Raw genomic sequence first — 18,769 nt, 5'->3', positions numbered from 1 at the left:
ATTATAAAAAAGGAAAATATAAAACAAGTATGTTTTTTTGAGTATACGATAATAAATTCATACTAATGAACAAGGAAATGCTCTAAATGGCATATAAATCAATAGTTTTTATACCAAAAGCAACTTCGTTTAACGTTAAAAAAAATAAAAATAGTTTTACTAAAACACAAAAAGAAAGTAAAGTATTACAAATAAAACCCGACGATTGATCAAAATAACAGCTAAAGTGCAAATTTGAAAAGTAAAACTTACAATTTAACTCTAAAAACAGGCTGTATTGCATATTTCACAAAAAAGCACGTAGAAATACGGGGTCAAAAAAGAAAAAAAGTTTAAACAAAAGTTAAAAAACTAAAAAAAGGTAAACAATTTAACATCAATCGTTTACCTTCTCTATACTTTCAATACTTTCTAAATGGTTATGATTCTATAATCGTATTGATTTGTTTAAATAATTGCCCGTCACTTAAAAAAGCACCTTGCTGAATCAATTCAAAAATAGAAGCATTTCTGTCTTCTGTAAACACCTTTTTTCCAACTTTCATTTCAATATTGTCCGTAAACATATTGTCACTCAACCATTGTAAACCCTCTTTGGTCAGAAAATCAGTTTCAGGAACCAATGCTTTTAAAACTATTGATTGCACATGCGTTTCGAAACATTGAAACAAAAAGATATGGTTTCGGGAAAAATGCTCCAAGAATTCAGCTCTGGATAAAACACCTTCCCAGATTAAATCTGAAAAAACATCCAACTCCTGTTCTGCAACTTCAGGTTTGTTTTCTTTAATAGAATCCCACTCTGCTTTATCAATAGCTTGCGTGGCCAAAAAGTTTGAAAATTCTGCGTGTAGCTCGTCAAATTGCTCTTTTGTTAATCTTGCGTATTTCATTATTATTTTTTCAAATTAAACCCCTCTAAATAGCTTTATAAACGTCTAAATTTTTAAACAAAAAAAGCCCCCTCAATTGAGGGGGCAAATTTACAATATCTTTATTCGATTAGAAAATATATCTAACACCAAATTGCATTTGCCATCTGGAGTTCAGACTGGCATCATAGCTAAATGTTTTTGTTTGTGTATTGGTAAAGGTATAAGTTGGTGTATTTCCAACAACGGAAACACCGATAGGCTGAACACTTGTAGGCACCTGAACAACTCCCCAATCCGAATTAAGCAAATTTCCAACATTTAAAATATCAATACTAAACTGAATGGTATTCTTTTTTTCTGAGGCAGATGAGACTTTGAAATTAAAATCTTGTAAAATTTTCATATCCCATTTCCCTCTCCACGGAGAAATTGCGCCGTAACGTTCTGCATATTCTCCTCTCCTGTCTCTTAAATAATCATCCTGCTCAATAAATTTATCAAAAGCAGCTCCTTGTGCAGCTCCTCCCGTAAATGTCATTAGTCCTATTTCAGCAGTCGTTGGGATATAAATCAAATCATTCACACCCGATCCGTCGTTATTAATATCTCCTCCATAAGTATAGCTAAATCGTCCCCCTCTGGCATATTCAAAGAAAGTAGAAACTGTCGTAGCCCATTTATCGCGCCCGTATTTCCATTTTTTTGATGCTACACCAATAAAACGGTTGTTATCTCCATATTTAGAATTAGAAAGCACATCCTTGTTTACGTTTCCTAACGCAGGATTAAAAGCAAATGCATCTCCGGTAATCTCTGCTTCAATAGAGTTCACATCTTTAGACACTAAATAATTGTACGCTACACTGGCATAAAATCCATTCTCAAAAGTTTTCTGAAGTTTAATCGAACTATTAAACGCAAATCCTTTATTGGAATTCCCCATTACGTAGGCATTGTTTGTTCCTTTATCAGCTGCTGTATAAATTAGTCTGCTGTCAACACCACCTAAAGTTCCGGTCGGATCTTTTAAACCCCAGTTTTGCACGTGAACACCATTAATATCTTTATTATAAGACATATCAAGAGTTAAAATATAATTTCCTTCAAATTTATGGTCATAACCTACACTGGTTCTCCAAACTTGCGGCCATTTATAATCCGGATCCATAATCTGCAAAAAGCTATCATCAGCACCACTTACCTGGTTCCCTAGCCAAACAAAAGGAATTCGGCCTGTAAAAATTCCCGTTCCTCCACGAAGCTGTGATGTTGCATTACCACTTACATCCCAGTTAAAACCAAGTCTTGGCGACCACAAAATTTTATCACTAGGCAAATTGGTAGAAATTAACGGTGTCACTTGTCCGTTTGACGGATCATAATATTTAATACTATAATCTCTTCCTGCTCCGCCATTATCCGTATCTATATATTTTTGAATCAGATCTGCGGTATTAAAATACAAAGGTTTATCAGCTCTTAATCCTATTGACAATTTAAAATTATCTGTGATACTCCAATCATCCTGTGCATAAAAAGCCCATTGTCCAACGTTTAATTCTGCTAATTTCCAACCATGGTCTTCACCGGCTTTAAAATTCCCTTTAGCATTATACGTATCTATTGCATATTGCATGTTCTGAGCTATGATACTTGTCGCATAGGGTTTAGCCGCATCATCCAAAAAAGCCTGCGTAGTAAAATAAGGCGTAAAGAAAGTCCCCGCATACCCATTTGGATTTCCAAAATTATCATAACCTGCTAAATTGAAAGAATTCTCGAAGTTGAATTTCTCAAAAGAAGTTCCAAAAGTAAACACATGACTTCCATTAATATAGGTCAGGTTATCAGTAATCTGAATTACTCTTTGTTTAAGTGTATTGTTGATCGAAAAAGGTTCATGACCTGCTATAATATAATTTGATCCCGATCCGTCCTGAATATTAATAACCGGAGCAGGAGATGAAAACGGATCTCTAAAGTCGTTAAAATAAGTATATCCTGCCTGAAGTTTATTAGAAACAGATTCACTGAATTTTGAGTTTAGTTCCAATAAAAAAGAGCTCAGCTTATTGTTGATCTGATAACCTGCATTCTGAAATTGAAGAATAGAAGCATTTGGACCTCTGAATCCTAAAGCAGTTGGGTGTGCCGGTTTATCTTTTGAAGCATCAAGAAAATTGTAAATAAGCGCCAGTTTATGATTATCCGTAATATTCCAATCCAACTTGATAATTCCTTTTGTTGAATTTGATTCATGAATAAATCCCTGATAAGCACCCGGATTGTAATTAAAATTATTACCATTGGCGTCTTTTAAATTCATCAGCGCATTTGATACCGCAATTAAATCAGACTCTAAAACTCTGGATTCATTGATTCCGGTAACCCCATCATTATTGTTAGCGATAAAGTTAGAGCCTAAATCGTTTCTTTTATCAATTTCGAAATTCCCGAAAATGAATAATTTATCCTTAATAATCGGAGCACCTAAACTAAACCCGGCCTGAGTTTGTTCTAAAGAGGGTACAAATATTTTTTCTCCTTTAATTTTACTTCCCGTTAAATCCTGATTTCTATAAAATACATAAGCAGTACCATGATACTCATTACTTCCGGATTTGGTAACCGCATTTACAGAAGCCCCTGTAAAACCGGATAAGGTAACATCGTAAGGAGCAGTCGCCACCTGAATCTGATCGATAGCATCTAATGAAATAGGCTGAGCATTGGTTTGCCCACCCGGAGTTGCGGCGTCAAGTCCAAAAGGATTATTAAAAATCGCTCCGTTTAAAGAGTAATTGTTATACTGGTCGTTTCTACCTCCAAAGGACCCTCCGCTGGCCGTCGGTTCCAATCGAGTGAAGTCTTCTGCTGATCTCGAAATGGTAGGCAAGGCGGTTAACTCTCTTCTGCCAATTGTGGTTTCAGCGCCTGTTCTTCCACTTTGAAAAACTTTATTTTTAGACACTACTTTAACTTCTTCCAAAGCTTGGCTTTCGCTGGCTAAAAGAACATCTAAATTAAAAACTTTCCCTAAATCAAGATAAACATCATTGTACTCTTGATTTTGGTAACCAACAAAAGTGACAATAATCTTATAGGGGCCGCCAATTCTCATGTTCAAAATATTAAATCTTCCGTCTTCATTAGACAAAGAAGAGTACTTTGAACCCGTCGGAGTATGAATCGCCAGGATCGTAGCTCCGGGCAACAGTTCGTTGGTTGAACTTTTTACAATACCCTTGATACTCGATGTTGTAGTCTGCCCTAAACCAACAGTAAGGCTGAAAACACATAACAATAGTGCAAATAATTTTTTCATTTTCTTGGTTTTGTGTGAGTTATAATCTCAAAATTAACCAAAAAAAAATCACTCCGAGGAGTGATTCTTATATTTTATTAACAAAAAGTTAACGGTCTGTTATTTCTCTGCAATAATTTCGTACGCTAATTCAACAATAACATCTCTGTGTAAACGGATGCTAGCTGCATATTTTCCTGTACGTTTTACGATACCACTAGTGATGAATTTTCTATCAATAGCGTTACCAGATTTAGCTAATGCGTCAGCAATATCGATGTTTGTGATAGAACCAAAAAGTTTCTCTCCACCAGCTTTAGCAGTAAGTTTAATCTCTAGAGCTTTTAAAGTTTCAGCTAACGCTCTTGCATCAGCAACAACTTTAGCTTCTTTGTGAGCTCTTTGTTTTAGGTTTTCAGCTAATACTTTCTTTGCAGAAGGAGTAGCTAAAATACCAAATCCCTGAGGAATTAAAAAGTTACGTCCGTAACCTGGTTTTACTGATACTACATCATCTTTAAAACCTAAGTTTTGTACGTCTTGTTTTAAAATAAGTTCCATGTTGTTGTCCTTATATTTTAGAAGTTAGGTTCCGTTTTAACGGGAAACCAACAACTGAGTTTTTAAATTATTTTAATAAATCGGCCACGTATGGCATTAAAGCTAAGTGACGTGCTCTTTTCACAGCTACAGACACTTTTCTTTGGTATTTTAAAGAAGTTCCAGTTAAACGACGTGGAAGAATTTTTCCTTGTTCGTTAACGAATTTCAATAAGAAATCAGCATCTTTATAATCGATGTATTTGATTCCTGATTTTTTGAAACGACAGTACTTTTTAGTTTTGTTAGTTTCAATGTTTAAAGGCGTTAAATATCTGATATCTCCGTCTTTTTTTCCTTTTGCAGATTGCTCTATTGTAGACATAATAATTAAGCTTTAGTAGATTTTAATTTAGTTCTTCTTCTTTCAGCCCAAGAGATCGCATGTTTATCTAAACTTACAGTTAAGAAACGCATAATTCTCTCATCACGTCTAAATTCAGTTTCAAAAGCAATTAGGACTTCTCCAGCTACTTTGTACTCAAATAAGTGATAAAAACCACTTTTTTTGTTTTGGATTTCGTAAGCCATTTTTTTAAGACCCCAATCCTCTTTAGATACCATTTCAGCTCCTCTACTAGTAAGAAATTCTTCAAATTTCGTTACTGTTTCCTTCACCTGAACCTCAGATAAAACGGGATTTAAAATGAAAACAGTTTCATAATGATTCATAAATACAATATTTATTTGTTAAAATTGGGTGCAAAAGTAGACATTTTATTTATATATCCAACACTTTTTTACGTTTATTCGTTGTAAAGCAAAAAATAAAATCTAAATTTAGTTTTTTTACTAAAATAATAATATATTTACTACTGCTATCCTGAATTTATTCTAAATTTGAATGTTATGAAACTAAACTGTGTTGTTGTAGATGATAGTTCTATACAAAGAACCATTATCGCCAAACTAGTCAATAATCACCCAGGTTTGCATTTAATCGGTGACTTCTCGAATGCGATTGAAGCCAAAAGTTGTATCTCTTTAAATAATATAGATTTAATATTCCTTGATATTGAAATGCCTGTTATTAACGGTTTTGACTTCCTTGACGGACTAAAGTCCAAGCCGCAGATTATATTCATTACTTCTAAAGCTGAATATGCTTTGAAAGCTTTTGATTATGACGCTACCGATTATCTTCAAAAACCTATTGCCGTAGACCGTTTTAATGCTTCCGTAAAAAGAGCCATTGACATGCATCTGCTTAAAAAAGAAGTAAAAGAAGAAGAAGGTGAACATATTTTCATCAAAAGTAATCTTAAGAAACTTAAAATTTTTACTGCGAAAATCAAATGGATTGAAGCTTTTGGAGACTACGTAAGAGTAGTAACCGAAGACGACAGCAATTTGGTTCTTTCTACAATGAAATCTTTTGAGAATGATTTATCAAAAGACAAGTTTATTCGTGTACACAAGTCTTATATCATCAATATCGATAAAGTAGAACGATTTAACAGCAAATTTGCAGAAATAGGAATCACAAAAATACCTTTAAGCAGAAACAAAAAAGAAGACTTAGTGAAAGCTCTTTCTACTTCGTCTTAATTTTAATAGAAATCGACATTTATTACCACCTTAATAGGTCGGTATTGTCCAACCGCTTCAAAACTATTCAGCATTTTCTGAATAGTTTTTTTTGTACTTCCCAAAGGCAAATTTTGCGGAATTTTAATTAAGATCGTTCTGATGTATTCGTTCCTTATTCTGTTTATTGCAGGTTCTTCAGGGCCAAGCACAGGCATATTGAGGTTTTGACTCAATACCTGATACAACCACATTGAACCTTCTTTTAATTTATCAAAATCGCGATGCTTCAAAGTCAGCTTAATAATTCTAAAGTAAGGCGGATATTTATAGATCTGACGATCGTATAATTGTTCCTTATACATACCTATATAATTATTAGTCGTTACCTGCTGAATGGTATTGTGATTTGGATTATAGGTTTGAATCACCACTTTCCCTTGTTTTTCGGCTCTTCCGGCTCTTCCGGCAACCTGCGTCATCATCTGAAAACTGCGCTCGAAAGCTCTGAAATCCGGATGATGCAACATATTATCTGCATTCATAATCCCAACCAGACTCACATTGTCAAAATCCAAACCTTTGGCCAGCATTTGAGTTCCTACCAAAATATCAATTTCCCGATTCTTGAAAGAGTCAATAATTTTTTCAAAACCAAATTTACCACGGGTGGTATCCTGGTCCATTCTTCCGGTTTTAGCTTTCGGAAAAAGAGACCCCAATTCTTGTTCAATTTGTTCGGTACCAAAACCTTTTGTAGTCAAATCAATACTCGAACAACTATGACAATGTGTGGGTTTAGCAATTGCATAACCACAATAATGACAACGCAACTGGTTTTTATGTTTATGATACGTCAGACTTACATCACACTGCTGGCAATGCGGAACATGCCCACAAGTAAGACATTCTATTACGGGCGAATAACCACGTCTGTTTTGAAATAAAATCACCTGTTCCCCCAACATTAATGCTTCGGATATTTCTTCGAGCAGCACATCACTAAAATGCCCTGTCATTCTTTTTCTGAAATGCTTGTCTTTCAAGTCAACCAGAACAATATCCGGCATTCGAACATTATTGTAACGCTCCGTAAGGGATACCAAACCGTATTTTTGGGCTTGTGTATTAAAATAGGTTTCTATACTTGGAGTTGCTGACCCCAACAACACTTTGGCTTTATGAAAATTAGCCAGCACTACAGCCGAATCTCTGGCATGATATCGTGGCGCAGGGTCTGTTTGTTTGAATGTCTGCTCATGCTCTTCGTCTACAATTAGAAAACCTAAATCGACAAACGGCAGAAACAAAGCCGACCTTGCTCCTATCACAATCTGTGCTTTAGCTGCATTTTCTAATGTTTGCTTCCAGACTTCTACCCTTTCATTATTACTGTACTTTGAATGAAAAACAGCAATTTTATCGCCAAAATGAAATCTCAACCGCGAAACCAATTGTGTTGTAAGTGCAATTTCAGGCAACAAATACAAAACCTGTTTCCCGAGTTCTAAATACTCTTCAATCAATTTTATATAAATCTCTGTTTTACCGCTGGATGTCACACCATGAAGCAGACAAACGTCTTTCTCGGCAAAAATTTCTTTAATCTCAGTAAATGCCTTGTTTTGAACTTCACTCAACTGCAATTGATTCTCCGAAGCTTTTCCCTGATACGTAACACGATCTTGTTGCAGAAAATATTCTTCAAAAATTTCTTTTTCAATGAGCGTTTTCACCATCGTCGATGTAGACTGTGAAACTTCAATCATTTTTTTTACGGTAACCGGCTTCTTTTCTGATGCGGTTAACTGGAAATAAGCCAGTACTACTTCTTTTTGTTTATTTGCACTCTTCAACACTTCCAGTAGCTGTCCTAAACCTTCATCTGTTTCATATTTACTGTGTAATTTTACATATCGAACAAGCTTCGGTTTGTACCCTTCTTTTATCTCTTCTTCTAAAACGATGATGTCTTTATCCAGCATTTTTTGAAGCACCGGAAAAATACTTTTTTTGTTTAAAATCGAAATAATATCCTGAACCTTCAAAGAACTCTGTTGCTGCAAAGCTTCATAGATCAGGAATTCCTCATCAGAAAGTTCGTTTTGATTAACCGAAACATCTGCTTTATGCGAAATAATTGTTTCACTTTCCAACAGTAGTCCACCCGGAAATGCACCTCTGTACACATCACCAATACCACACATATAATAATCTGCCACCCAAAGCCAGTGTTTTATCTGCGTTTCGGTAGCAATAGGTTTTTCATCTAAAATCTGGTGGATTTCTTTGGCTTCATACAAAGTCGGGGCATTTTCATGGACATCGAGAACCAGTGCCGTATAAACTTTGCTTTTACCAAAAGGCACCGCTACCCTCATTCCTTTTTTAATAAAATGAAATTCTGCCTCAGAAACCCTATATGTAAAGGTTTTAGCTAAGGAAAGCGGTAAAATAACTTCAATAAAATACATCGATTTTCATATGATTTCAGAACAATTACAGATTCAATTATTCTATACATTTTTTTATTCTAAACACAAGTATCTATTCAGCCATAACAAAAAACAGAGAGTGTTTCGTCTTAGCTGAATTTACAAACTATTTCTTATCTGATTTGCCTGAGGCTTTTTCAGCATTATATTTATTGACCAACTCCAGCGTATGATCCAGAGAGCGTATATCTGCCCAATCCTCATGCCCCGGAATAATATATTTCGGTTTCTTAAATTTTGCTTGTACTTTCTTAATCGATTTTTCCCATTCTTTGACGTCAGAATCTCCCAAATACCCTAAGTCTTCCGCAGCAGCATTTTTCACAAAACAACCACCATAGAGCACTTTTTCATTAGCAAACCAAACTACAATATTGTCCGGTGCGTGGCCTTTTCCGGGATAATATACCTCAAATTTATATTTCCCAACCGTAAATGTAGTATCAGTTGGCAGTACAAATTCCGCTCTTGGTTTGTTCTCTTTCTTTAAAATAGCATCAGTCGCTTTTCCGGTATAGGTTTTAATTCCTTTTTGTCTGTAGAACTCTATCCCTCCGGCTCTGTCATCGTGAGAATGTGTCGCAAAAGACATAATCACTTTTTTGTTATGTCTTGCTTTTATACTATCCAGCAAGGGCTGAAATTGCGTTTTGTCCCAAGGAGCATCAAACAATACAACTCCTTCGTCTGTTACAAGATACATGGCGTTTGCAGAAATCAGCGTTCCTTTATAATCATGAAAAGTTTTATAAACATAAAAGTCACCTGTGAGATGACTTATGGGTAATAACGAATTCTTAGTTTGTCCAAAACTGCTTGACAGCATGGTTAAGAAAAATAGTATCGATCCTAATTTTCGCATTTTTACGATTTAAAAAAATGATTTTTTAGTTTTTTACTCGTGACCAATATTGTGTTCTTCCCATAATCGAAAGTCCAACATAACCACGTAGTTTTAGTTTATCTACAGATTCTAAAGTGATATAACATTTGTATTTTTTACCAGTTGTAGGATCTAAAATAGTTCCGCCATTGTATTCACTACCGTCTTTTTTAAGACCGTTTATAATAATCATGCCTAAAATTGGCTTGTTTTTTTCTGCACCGTCACACTTTACACATACATCCTTCTTATGGTCTGCACGAAGTATTTCTACAATTTTACCGTATACTTTTCCGGATTTCTCATAGACCTCAACAATTGATTTTGCCTCGCCTGTTTCGTCGTCAATTGTTTTCCATTTCCCAATAACAGTCTGGCTTTGAATTGTACCTAATGTTAGAAAAAACACCCCAATCGTTAACATCCAATTTTTCATAATTTATTTGTTTTTTTGTTTTAATTTTCTGATAGTGGCATTCAATTCAAACCCCAATAGCAGTATCATACAGTTTATCCAAATATAAAACATTAGAATTAATAATGTACCAATAGAACCATAAAGTTCGTTGTATTTTGAGAATTTTATAACCCAAATCCCAAAAAAGAACGAAGATATAACAATTAAGACAGTCGTAAAAACAGACCCTATACTAATAAATGGCACTTTGTTATATTGCTTAGTACCATAACGCAATAATACCGAAGATGTTATCAGAATCATTAATATTACAAACACATAACGACCTAAAATAATCAGCGGAATACGATCACTCAACACATCCTGAATAATTGTTTTCTGGATAAAAACCTCGAAGACCACAATCGTTGCAACCGTTACAAACAAAATAATGGTCATAATCAGCGAGATGGCTAATGCAACCAGATATTGTCTGAAAAAACCACGTTTATCAAAAACATGTTTAGAGGATTCAAAACCACTAAGAATCCCGTTAATTCCATTTGCCATTAAAAAAATAGAAAGCAAAAATCCCGAAGACAATAAACCCGAATGACTATTATTTAAAATATCACTAATAATCTTACTGATAGCATCATAAGTATTTGGAGGAACCCCCTGGTGCACAAATTGTAAAAAATCGGCCTGAAATCCTTCGATCGGAATAAAAGGGATTAAGTTTAAAATGAACAACGCAAAAGGAAACAAGGCCATAAAAAAACTGAAAGAAACAGCACTGGCATGATACGAAAATGCGCCTTCAAGAATCCCTAAAGTATATAATTCCAATAAATCATATAACGAAAACCCCTCTAGCCAGGGCAATTTTATTCTCTTAAAAATCCGCACTATAGAACGCAATACCGGAATTTTTTCAATCCGATCTTCTATCTCTTGAGACATACTTTTATCATTTTAGATTTTTGATTGTAGAGGTTAGATTTTAGATTTTAGATTTGAGGTCCTGTTTTCTGTCTTTAATTGATAATTTACAATTCAGATCGCTGCTAGAAAGCTTTTAGACTCAGGTCCATATTGTAAACAGAGTGTGTTAGTGCACCCGATGAGATGAAATTTACACCACATAAAGCATATTCACGAATGGTTTTTTCGTTGATATTTCCTGAAGATTCTGTCTGGCATTTGGTACCGATTAATTGCACTGCGGTTTTAGTATCTTCATAATTAAAATTATCAATCAAAATTCTGTAAACGCCTTCGCTTAACAAAATTTCACGAATTTCATCTAAATTTCTAGCCTCAACAATGATCTTTAAATCTAAATTATTAGCCTTCAGATAGTCTTTGGTTTTCTTTATGGCAAGTGTAATTCCACCTGCAAAATCGATATGATTGTCTTTCAGCATTACCATGTCGTAGAGTGCAAATCGGTGGTTTTTACCTCCTCCGATTTTTACGGCCCATTTTTCGGCTACTCTGAAATTTGGAGTTGTTTTACGAGTATCTAATATCTTAGCCCCTGTTCCTTCTAAAAGTGCCACATATTGCCCCGTTTTTGTAGCAATTGCAGACATACGCTGCATGGTGTTTAAAACGACTCTTTCTGATTTTAAAATGGACTGAGAGCTTCCGGAAACTTCAAAAACAATATCTCCGTATTCTACATGTGTACCATCTTCTATAAAAGTTTTAATTTTTAATGCCGGATCTACATATTCAAAAATCATTTTAGCCAATGCAACACCGGCAATAATCCCTTGATCTTTCACCAAAAGCTTAGCCTGGCCATGTGCGGCTTCAGGAATACAAGCCAACGAACTATAGTCGCCTGTACCTACATCTTCTCTAATAGCGTTACTAATAAGTAGTTGTAATTCGGTTTGAAATTGTACGTCGCTAATCATTTTTTAAAATTTTATAAGATGCTAAAGTAGGACATATTTCGGGGATTTGAAAGTGAAACAAACGCTAAAAATTTTAAAACAACAAAATTCACGCAAATTCCTGAAAGAAAAATAGTAAAAACTTGCAATACCTCTGAAAATCAATTTTCAATAGTCCAAAAAAGCATTTCTTAGAAAACAATCTTCATAAAACCAATAGAAAAAATTAAGGCCTCATAAAGATCTCCTGCTACTTTTCTGCTTTAGAATGCCTCACCGAATGCATCTTAGTTATGATTACAATAATCACTCCCAAGGCTTTTTACCAGGTTTCCAAACCTTGAATACCGGACTAAACTTAATACGAAAATCGATAAAAAATCGCTCAACATTAAATATCTTTGAAATTCATTCAAACAAAATTATGGGATTAATTAAAGACATTTATTCGGTTGCTTTCTATGAAAAATTCAGTCAGGCTGTAGCCGAAGTACATCCGGCATTTGACAAACAAAAATTCATAGCCACCATTTACGAAGGTGATTTTGCCCAAAAAGAATGGAAAGAACGCATGAAACATACCACCATTGTTTTTCATCAGTTTATGCCTGAAAATTTAGCGGAAGCGGTTGCTTTAATTGATAAAATCATTGAAAACTTAAAGAAAAACAAATTTACAGACGGCAATCTGGCCTTTATCTTTTTTGCCGATTATATTGAAGTTTACGGTTTGGAGGATTTTGAAACTTCGACGAAAGCCTTTGTTTCCATCACTCAATTCATTAGTTGTGAATTTGCCGTTCGTCCTTTTATTTTAAAATACAAAGAAAAAATGATTGCTGAAATGGTGAAATGGTCTTTGCATGAAAATCATCATGTCAGACGATTGGCCAGCGAAGGAAGTCGTTCGAGATTACCTTGGGCAATGGCAATTCCGTTCTTGAAAAAAGACCCTGTTTCTATACTGCCTATTTTAGAAAATCTTAAAAACGACTCCTCCGAATATGTACGCAGAAGTGTAGCCAATAACCTGAATGACATTGTCAAAGACAATCCGCAGATCGTCCTTGAAATTGCCAACAAATGGAAAGGAATCAGCAAAGAAACCGACGGAATTATCAAACACGGTTGCAGAACTTTGCTCAAACAAGGCCATCCTGAAATATTGAGTCATTACAGCTTAGAAAGCACTAATATTGAACTTACCGGTTTTGAAATCAAAACTCCTGTTGTAAAAATCGGAGACTACTTACAGTTTCAATTTCATTTAAAAAACAATAATAAAGCCCCAAAAACGGTTCGATTAGAATATGCCGTTCACTATAAAAAAGCAAAAGGTCATTTAGCCAAAAAAGTCTTTAAAATAAGCGAGAAAATCTATCCACCGGAAGAATTAATTAAAGTAGAGAGAAATCAATCTTTTAAAATAATCACCACTCGTGTTTTTCATATCGGAGTTCATGAGCTATCGATTATTATTAATGGGACGGAAAGCGAGACATTGTCTTTTGAATTGGTTTAAAAAGGGGGGCTTCGGCTTCGCTCAGCCTGACAGATGGGTAAAAAGGTCTTTGCGGCCCTTGCGTGTTTTGCGGTTAAACAACTTTTACAAAACAACAATCAATTTACTATTTCATACAATTGTCACCCTGAGCGAAGTCGAAGGCTCGTTGAACAAAGGGGGGCTTCGACTTCGCTCAGCCTGACACAAGGGTAAAAAGGTCTTTGCGGTCCTTGCGTAAGCCCTTGCGTGCTTTGCGGTTAAACAACTTTTACAAAACAACAATCATTTACTATTTCATACAATTGTCACCCTGAGCGAAGTCGAAGGCTCGTTGAACAAAAGGGGACTTCGACTTCGGTCAGCCTGACACATAGGTAAAAGGTCTTTGCGTCCCTTGCATAAGCCCTTGCGTCCTTTGCGTAAATCCTTGCGCACTTTGCGGTTAAAAACAGATTCTACAAAAATGTTATTTTTCTGCCAAAAAATATATTTTTTTCATAAACCATCAAAATTTTATCCTTATTTTTACCCCGTGAAATGGATTAATATCATATTATCAGTTTACTTAATCGTGCTATCGTCTTTGCCTTGTGCAGATACGCTAGCTACTGATGCAACTACACCTGCAACAGAAAAAGTAAGCCAAATTGATGATCAGTCTCACGAAAAAGGATCGGATCTTTGTCCGCCATTTTGCAGCTGTAATTGTTGCGCTGTGCAAATACTAAGCACAACTCCTGTTATTTCATTCTCTTTTAATAAGCCTACACTACTTATTAAAAAACCTTTATCCTCTTACCATTCCATTCTTACTTCTAATTTTTACGGAAGTATCTGGCAACCGCCTCAGATAGTATAATGTAGCCCGAGTAATTTCGGGTAGATGTGTTGTGGACTTACCACAAAAAAACAGGCCGATTTCGTCTGATTTCTCATTCATTATATCCAAAAAAATGCTAGATAACATTATACAATTTAGTATAAAGAATAAATTCATTATACTTCTAATTACCCTGATTCTTATAGCCTGGGGAAGTTATTCCCTTAAAAACCTACCGTTGGATGCTCTCCCTGATATTACCAACAATCAGGTGCAGATTATCACTACAGCGCCAACATTGGCAAGCCAAGAAGTAGAACAATTGATCACCTACCCACTTGAACAGTCGGTAAAAACGATACCAAAAGTAATCGAACTGCGAAGTATTTCCCGTTTTGGACTATCAGTTGTTACGGTTGTATTTGAAGAAGGTGCCGATACGTATTGGGCACGTGAACAAGTTTTTCAAAGGCTTAAACAAGCCGAGGAAATCATTCCTAAATATGCCGGAACACCCGAATTAGCTCCTGTTTCAACGGGTCTTGGTGAAATTTACCAATATGACGTGTATGCCAAAAAAGGCTATGAGGACAAGTACAATGCAACCAGCTTAAGAACCATTCAGGACTGGATTATTGTACCTCAACTACAAGGCGTAAAAGGCGTTGCCGAAGTAAGCACCTGGGGAGGAAGCGTAAAACAATACGAAATTTCCGTTGATCCCAACCGATTGAATAGTGCCGGCGTTACCATTACAGAAATTTTTGACGCGCTCGAAAAAAACAATCAGAATACAGGTGGTGCTTATATTGAAAAAGATGAATTTGCTTATTTCATTCGTGGAGTCGGAATGGCGTCAGGAATTAAAGATATTGGAAATATTGTGGTTAAAAACCGAAATGCAACTCCTATTCTAATTCGCGATATCGCAACCGTGCAACTCGGAAATGCGATTCGTTTTGGTGCCACTACCAAAGACGGAAAAGGTGAAATTGTGGGTGGACTAACCCTTATGCTTAAAGGAGAAAATTCGAAAGCTGTTGTGGAACGTGTCAAAGAAAAAATGATTCAGATCAACAAAATGTTGCCTGAAGGTGTTGTTGCCGAAGCTTTTATTGACAGAAGTAAATTGGTTGATAATGCTATTGGAACGGTTACTAAAAATCTACTTGAAGGAGCTTTAATCGTCATTTTTGTATTGATCTTATTCTTAGGAAATCTTCGTGCGGGATTAATCGTCGCTTCTGTGATTCCTTTGGCCATGCTTTTTGCTGTAATTCTGATGAATGCATTTGGCGTCAGCGGAAACCTTATGAGTCTTGGGGCAATCGACTTTGGGATTATAGTCGATGGTGCCGTAATTATTGTCGAAGCCACCATGCACCACTTGCAAAAACTCAAGAAAAAAAGAGAGCTAACACAATCTGAAATGAATGAAGAAGTTTATGCTTCGGCTTCAAAAATCAGAAACAGTGCTGCTTTTGGGGAGATTATTATCTTAATTGTGTACCTGCCTATTTTAGCTTTGATCGGAACTGAAGGAAAAATGTTCAAACCAATGGCTATGACCGTAGGTTTTGCAGTTATAGGAGCTTTTATTCTATCCCTGACTTATGTCCCTATGATGAGTGCTTTATTCCTGTCTAAAAGCACAGAACATAAACCGAATTTCAGCGACCGAATGATGGCTTGGTTCGAAAAATTATATACGCCGCTTTTAGAAAAAGCATTACGTTTTAAAAAAGCGGTTTTAGGTATTGCTGTGGCCTTATTTGCTCTTTCTCTGATCATCTTTCAAAACATGGGAGGAGAATTTATCCCTACTATCGAAGAGGGCGATTTAGCCATTAATGCTACAATTATGACCGGAAGTTCTTTATCACAAATGATCAAAACAACAACGGAATATGAAAAAATGTTGAAGGCAAAATTTCCGGAGATTAAAACCATCGTTACAAAGATCGGTAGTGGTGAAATTCCAACCGACCCTATGCCAATAGAAAGTGGTGATTTGATTATTGTTTTGAAGGAAAAAAAGGAATGGACAAGTGCCGACAACTGGCAAGATTTAGCTCAATTGATGAAAGCTGAAATGGAAAAAATCCCCGGAGCCAACATCGAAGTTTCACAGCCGATACAAATGCGTTTCAACGAATTAATGACCGGTAGCCGAAGCGATATTGCCATCAAAATATTTGGTGACAACCTCGATGTTCTGGAAAGAAAAGCCAATGAACTAATTAAGAAAATCAATAAAATCGAAGGTATCGGCGATCTAAAAGCCGACAAAGTAAGTGGGTTACCTCAGATTACCATTAAATACGATTACGATAAAATTGCCTTGTATGGTTTAAATATTGAAGACTTAAACAAGATACTTCGCTCTTCTTTTGCAGGGGAAGCAGCCGGTAAAATTTATGAAGAAAACAGACGATTTGATATTGTAGTTCGAATGAACAAAGACAATCGAAACGACATCGCTGATGTGAGCAATCTGTTTATTCCGTTACCAAACGGACAGCAGGTACCGCTTTCGCAAGTGGCGACTGTAGAATACGAACAAGGTCCTGTACAAGTAATTCGCGAAGACGGTAAACGCAGAATTACCATTGGACTGAATGTTCGTGGACGTGATGTGAAAAGTGTTGTAGAAGAAATTCAACAAAAACTGGATAAAAACTTCAAACTGCCTGCCGGATATTATGTGACTTACGGAGGGCAATTTGAAAATCTTATCGAAGCCAACAAACGTCTTTCTATTGCTTTACCAATTGCACTGAGCTTAATTTTAGTGCTACTTTATTTTACTTTTAAAAGCACCAAACAAGCGGCTTTGATTTTTACCGCGATTCCGCTTTCGGCCATCGGTGGTGTATTTGCCTTATGGATGCGTGGTATGCCTTTTAGTATTTCAGCAGGAATTGGTTTTATCGCGCTGTTTGGAATCGCAGTTCTTAACGGAATTGTTTTGATTTCTTATTTCAATCAATTAAAAACAGAAGGAATCACTGATCCGCTGCAACGTGTATTAATTGGAACAAAAACAAGATTACGTCCCGTTTTAATGACAGCAGCAGTAGCTTCTTTAGGATTTTTGCCAATGGCATTATCTACGAGCGGTGGTGCCGAAGTTCAAAAACCATTAGCGACGGTTGTAATTGGTGGTTTATTCTCCGCAACCTTACTAACGTTAATTGTTTTACCTATACTCTATTTATTGTCTGAAAAAAAAATTAATCTAAAAGCAAAAATGACAAAATCAATAGCAACTGTTTTTTTACTACTGATCAGCAGTTTTTCTTTTGCTCAAAACCAACAGACCGTTACATTGGAAAAAGCAATCGAAATAGCAAAATCTAATAACATCAATTTAAAAATTGCCGATAAAGAAGTAGAAAAACAAACGATCCTTAAAAAGACTGCTTTTCAACCCGATGCTTTGCAGATACAGTACCAAGGCGGACAGTTTAACAGTGTCGATTATGATAGCAATGTTTCTGTGCAGCAGTATTTCCCAATCGGAAAAATCACCAAAGCGAACCGACAATTGCAGGAAGAATTGGTGAAATTGGCTGAAAAACGAAAAGCCATGTCTGCCTATGAAATTGAAAAGGCAGTAACATTAGCTTACTATCAATATTTATACGGCGTTTCTATTCAAAAATTAAATACCGAATTGTTCAATATTTATGCTTTATTTCTAAAAAATGCAGAGCTGCGTTTTAAGACCGGCGAAAGCGGAAATATCGAAGTAATTAGTGCCAAGGCTAAAGTCAAAGAAATTGAAACTCAAAAAGAGCAGCTAGCCTACGATTTGACTATTTATCAAAAACAGTTGCAGTTTTTTGTTCAAACTAAAGAAGATATTGTGCCTGATACCACGACCTCTTTACAGTTTACAACACTTGCAGATTCCAACAAGTCTAAAGTAGAAAACCTAATGACAGAGTACTATCAGCAACAAATTTCGGTGTATCAGAAAGAAGCGAATACCTATAAAGCACTACGAACACCAAAACTGGGTTTAGGGTACTTTGCACAAACCATTGATACTAAATCTTTGTTTCAGGGATTTACGGCGGGTTTACAAATTCCGCTGTTTGGTGGCGTTAATACCGCTAGAGCCAAAGCCGCAGCGATAAACATTACACAATCAGAATTGGAGTTAGAGAAAAATAAATTCTCTTTGGAATTACAAATACAAGAATTGAATAACGATTTTGAAAAACAACAAAAAGGGCTGTCTTATTATCAAAAAGAAGGCCTGCAATATGCCGAGCAGATTATTACAACAGCCCAGAAAAGCTATTCAAATGGCGATATGAGCTATTGGACTTATATCAGTTTTTTAAATCAGGCCATTGACATAAAAAAACAATATGCCGAGACTTTGAATATGTACAATCAAAGTGCCATTCGTTTACAATTCCCTTCTATTTCTAATAACTAATATTCATCAT

General features: G+C 35.7%; 14 protein-coding genes. 4 read left to right on the top strand and 10 right to left on the bottom strand.

What is annotated here, in order from left to right; translation table 11 throughout:
- Positions 1–419: 419 nt before the first annotated feature.
- The 5 genes from LNP23_RS14205 to rpsF all read right to left on the bottom strand — a co-directional run bounded on the left by LNP23_RS14205 (position 420) and on the right by rpsF (position 5,451).
- A complete protein-coding gene (locus tag LNP23_RS14205) occupies positions 420–893 on the bottom strand; it encodes a DUF6495 family protein (protein WP_230001697.1) in 474 nt (157 codons plus the stop codon).
- Between the two features lie 109 nt (positions 894–1,002).
- Positions 1,003–4,200: a TonB-dependent receptor gene (locus tag LNP23_RS14200; protein WP_230001696.1), complete on the bottom strand. Its 3,198-nt coding sequence runs from the start codon at positions 4,198–4,200 to the stop codon at positions 1,003–1,005.
- A gap of 99 nt (positions 4,201–4,299) precedes the next feature.
- The gene (gene rplI, locus LNP23_RS14195; protein WP_047775815.1) at positions 4,300–4,740 is read right to left on the bottom strand and encodes a 50S ribosomal protein L9; all 441 of its coding nucleotides are present in this window, start codon (positions 4,738–4,740) and stop codon (positions 4,300–4,302) included.
- Positions 4,741–4,807: 67 nt separating this feature from the next.
- A complete protein-coding gene (gene rpsR, locus LNP23_RS14190; protein WP_002987043.1) occupies positions 4,808–5,104 on the bottom strand; it encodes a 30S ribosomal protein S18 in 297 nt (98 codons plus the stop codon).
- Positions 5,105–5,109: 5 nt separating this feature from the next.
- Positions 5,110–5,451 (bottom strand): 30S ribosomal protein S6, encoded by a 342-nt coding sequence (gene rpsF, locus LNP23_RS14185; protein ID WP_047775818.1) that lies wholly within the window; start codon positions 5,449–5,451, stop codon positions 5,110–5,112.
- Between the two features lie 177 nt (positions 5,452–5,628).
- Here rpsF and LNP23_RS14180 point away from each other — a divergent pair, with 177 nt between their 5' ends.
- A complete protein-coding gene (locus LNP23_RS14180; RefSeq protein WP_026729423.1) occupies positions 5,629–6,327 on the top strand; it encodes a LytR/AlgR family response regulator transcription factor in 699 nt (232 codons plus the stop codon).
- A gap of 2 nt (positions 6,328–6,329) precedes the next feature.
- Here the strand turns inward: LNP23_RS14180 and priA are convergent, their stop codons facing one another.
- The 5 genes from priA to nadC form a co-directional block, all read right to left on the bottom strand.
- Positions 6,330–8,780 carry a replication restart helicase PriA gene (gene priA / locus LNP23_RS14175; protein WP_230001695.1) on the bottom strand — a complete coding sequence of 817 codons (2,451 nt, stop codon included), beginning with the start codon at positions 8,778–8,780 and terminating at the stop codon, positions 6,330–6,332.
- A 127-nt stretch (positions 8,781–8,907) separates the two neighbouring features.
- Positions 8,908–9,663: a subclass B1 metallo-beta-lactamase gene (bla-B1-FLAV, locus tag LNP23_RS14170; RefSeq protein WP_230001694.1), complete on the bottom strand. Its 756-nt coding sequence runs from the start codon at positions 9,661–9,663 to the stop codon at positions 8,908–8,910.
- 25 nt (positions 9,664–9,688) lie between these two features.
- The gene (locus tag LNP23_RS14165; RefSeq protein WP_047775828.1) at positions 9,689–10,120 is read right to left on the bottom strand and encodes a DUF2147 domain-containing protein; all 432 of its coding nucleotides are present in this window, start codon (positions 10,118–10,120) and stop codon (positions 9,689–9,691) included.
- A gap of 3 nt (positions 10,121–10,123) precedes the next feature.
- The gene (locus tag LNP23_RS14160) at positions 10,124–11,044 is read right to left on the bottom strand and encodes a YihY/virulence factor BrkB family protein (RefSeq protein ID WP_047775830.1); all 921 of its coding nucleotides are present in this window, start codon (positions 11,042–11,044) and stop codon (positions 10,124–10,126) included.
- Positions 11,045–11,148: 104 nt separating this feature from the next.
- Entirely contained in the window at positions 11,149–12,006 is an 858-nt protein-coding gene (gene nadC, locus LNP23_RS14155) for a carboxylating nicotinate-nucleotide diphosphorylase (protein ID WP_047775832.1), read from the bottom strand.
- Between the two features lie 403 nt (positions 12,007–12,409).
- Between nadC and LNP23_RS14150 the strand changes: the two genes are divergently transcribed.
- From LNP23_RS14150 to LNP23_RS14140, 3 genes are all read left to right on the top strand, one after another.
- Complete coding sequence (locus tag LNP23_RS14150) at positions 12,410–13,507, top strand: DNA alkylation repair protein (protein ID WP_230001693.1); 1,098 nt, start codon at positions 12,410–12,412, stop codon at positions 13,505–13,507.
- A 514-nt stretch (positions 13,508–14,021) separates the two neighbouring features.
- On the top strand, positions 14,022–14,348 hold the full coding sequence (locus tag LNP23_RS14145; RefSeq protein ID WP_053004236.1) for a DUF6660 family protein: 327 nt from the start codon (positions 14,022–14,024) through the stop codon (positions 14,346–14,348).
- A 94-nt stretch (positions 14,349–14,442) separates the two neighbouring features.
- Positions 14,443–18,759: a CusA/CzcA family heavy metal efflux RND transporter gene (locus LNP23_RS14140; protein WP_230001692.1), complete on the top strand. Its 4,317-nt coding sequence runs from the start codon at positions 14,443–14,445 to the stop codon at positions 18,757–18,759.
- Positions 18,760–18,769: the final 10 nt, after the last annotated feature.

It is taken from the genome of Flavobacterium cupriresistens, assembly GCF_020911925.1.
Taxonomy (GTDB): Bacteria; Bacteroidota; Bacteroidia; order Flavobacteriales; family Flavobacteriaceae; genus Flavobacterium; species Flavobacterium cupriresistens.
The sequence above is the reverse complement of the archived record's forward strand: the minus strand, read 5'-3'. Positions and strand labels throughout refer to the sequence as shown.

Bases quoted from the DNA above. Each gene is read 5' to 3' on its own strand.
- LNP23_RS14165 (WP_047775828.1), bottom strand. From the start codon at position 10,120: ATGAAAAATTGGATGTTAACGATTGGGGTGTTTTTTCTAACATTAGGT.
- LNP23_RS14205 (WP_230001697.1), bottom strand. From the start codon at position 893: ATGAAATACGCAAGATTAACAAAAGAGCAATTTGACGAGCTACACGCA.
- LNP23_RS14180 (WP_026729423.1), top strand. From the start codon at position 5,629: ATGAAACTAAACTGTGTTGTTGTAGATGATAGTTCTATACAAAGAACC.
- rpsF (WP_047775818.1), bottom strand. From the start codon at position 5,451: ATGAATCATTATGAAACTGTTTTCATTTTAAATCCCGTTTTATCTGAG.
- rplI (WP_047775815.1), bottom strand. From the start codon at position 4,740: ATGGAACTTATTTTAAAACAAGACGTACAAAACTTAGGTTTTAAAGAT.
- rpsR (WP_002987043.1), bottom strand. From the start codon at position 5,104: ATGTCTACAATAGAGCAATCTGCAAAAGGAAAAAAAGACGGAGATATC.
- LNP23_RS14200 (WP_230001696.1), bottom strand. From the start codon at position 4,200: ATGAAAAAATTATTTGCACTATTGTTATGTGTTTTCAGCCTTACTGTT.
- LNP23_RS14140 (WP_230001692.1), top strand. From the start codon at position 14,443: ATGCTAGATAACATTATACAATTTAGTATAAAGAATAAATTCATTATA.
- bla-B1-FLAV (WP_230001694.1), bottom strand. From the start codon at position 9,663: ATGCGAAAATTAGGATCGATACTATTTTTCTTAACCATGCTGTCAAGC.
- LNP23_RS14160 (WP_047775830.1), bottom strand. From the start codon at position 11,044: ATGTCTCAAGAGATAGAAGATCGGATTGAAAAAATTCCGGTATTGCGT.
- LNP23_RS14150 (WP_230001693.1), top strand. From the start codon at position 12,410: ATGGGATTAATTAAAGACATTTATTCGGTTGCTTTCTATGAAAAATTC.
- nadC (WP_047775832.1), bottom strand. From the start codon at position 12,006: ATGATTAGCGACGTACAATTTCAAACCGAATTACAACTACTTATTAGT.
- priA (WP_230001695.1), bottom strand. From the start codon at position 8,780: ATGTATTTTATTGAAGTTATTTTACCGCTTTCCTTAGCTAAAACCTTT.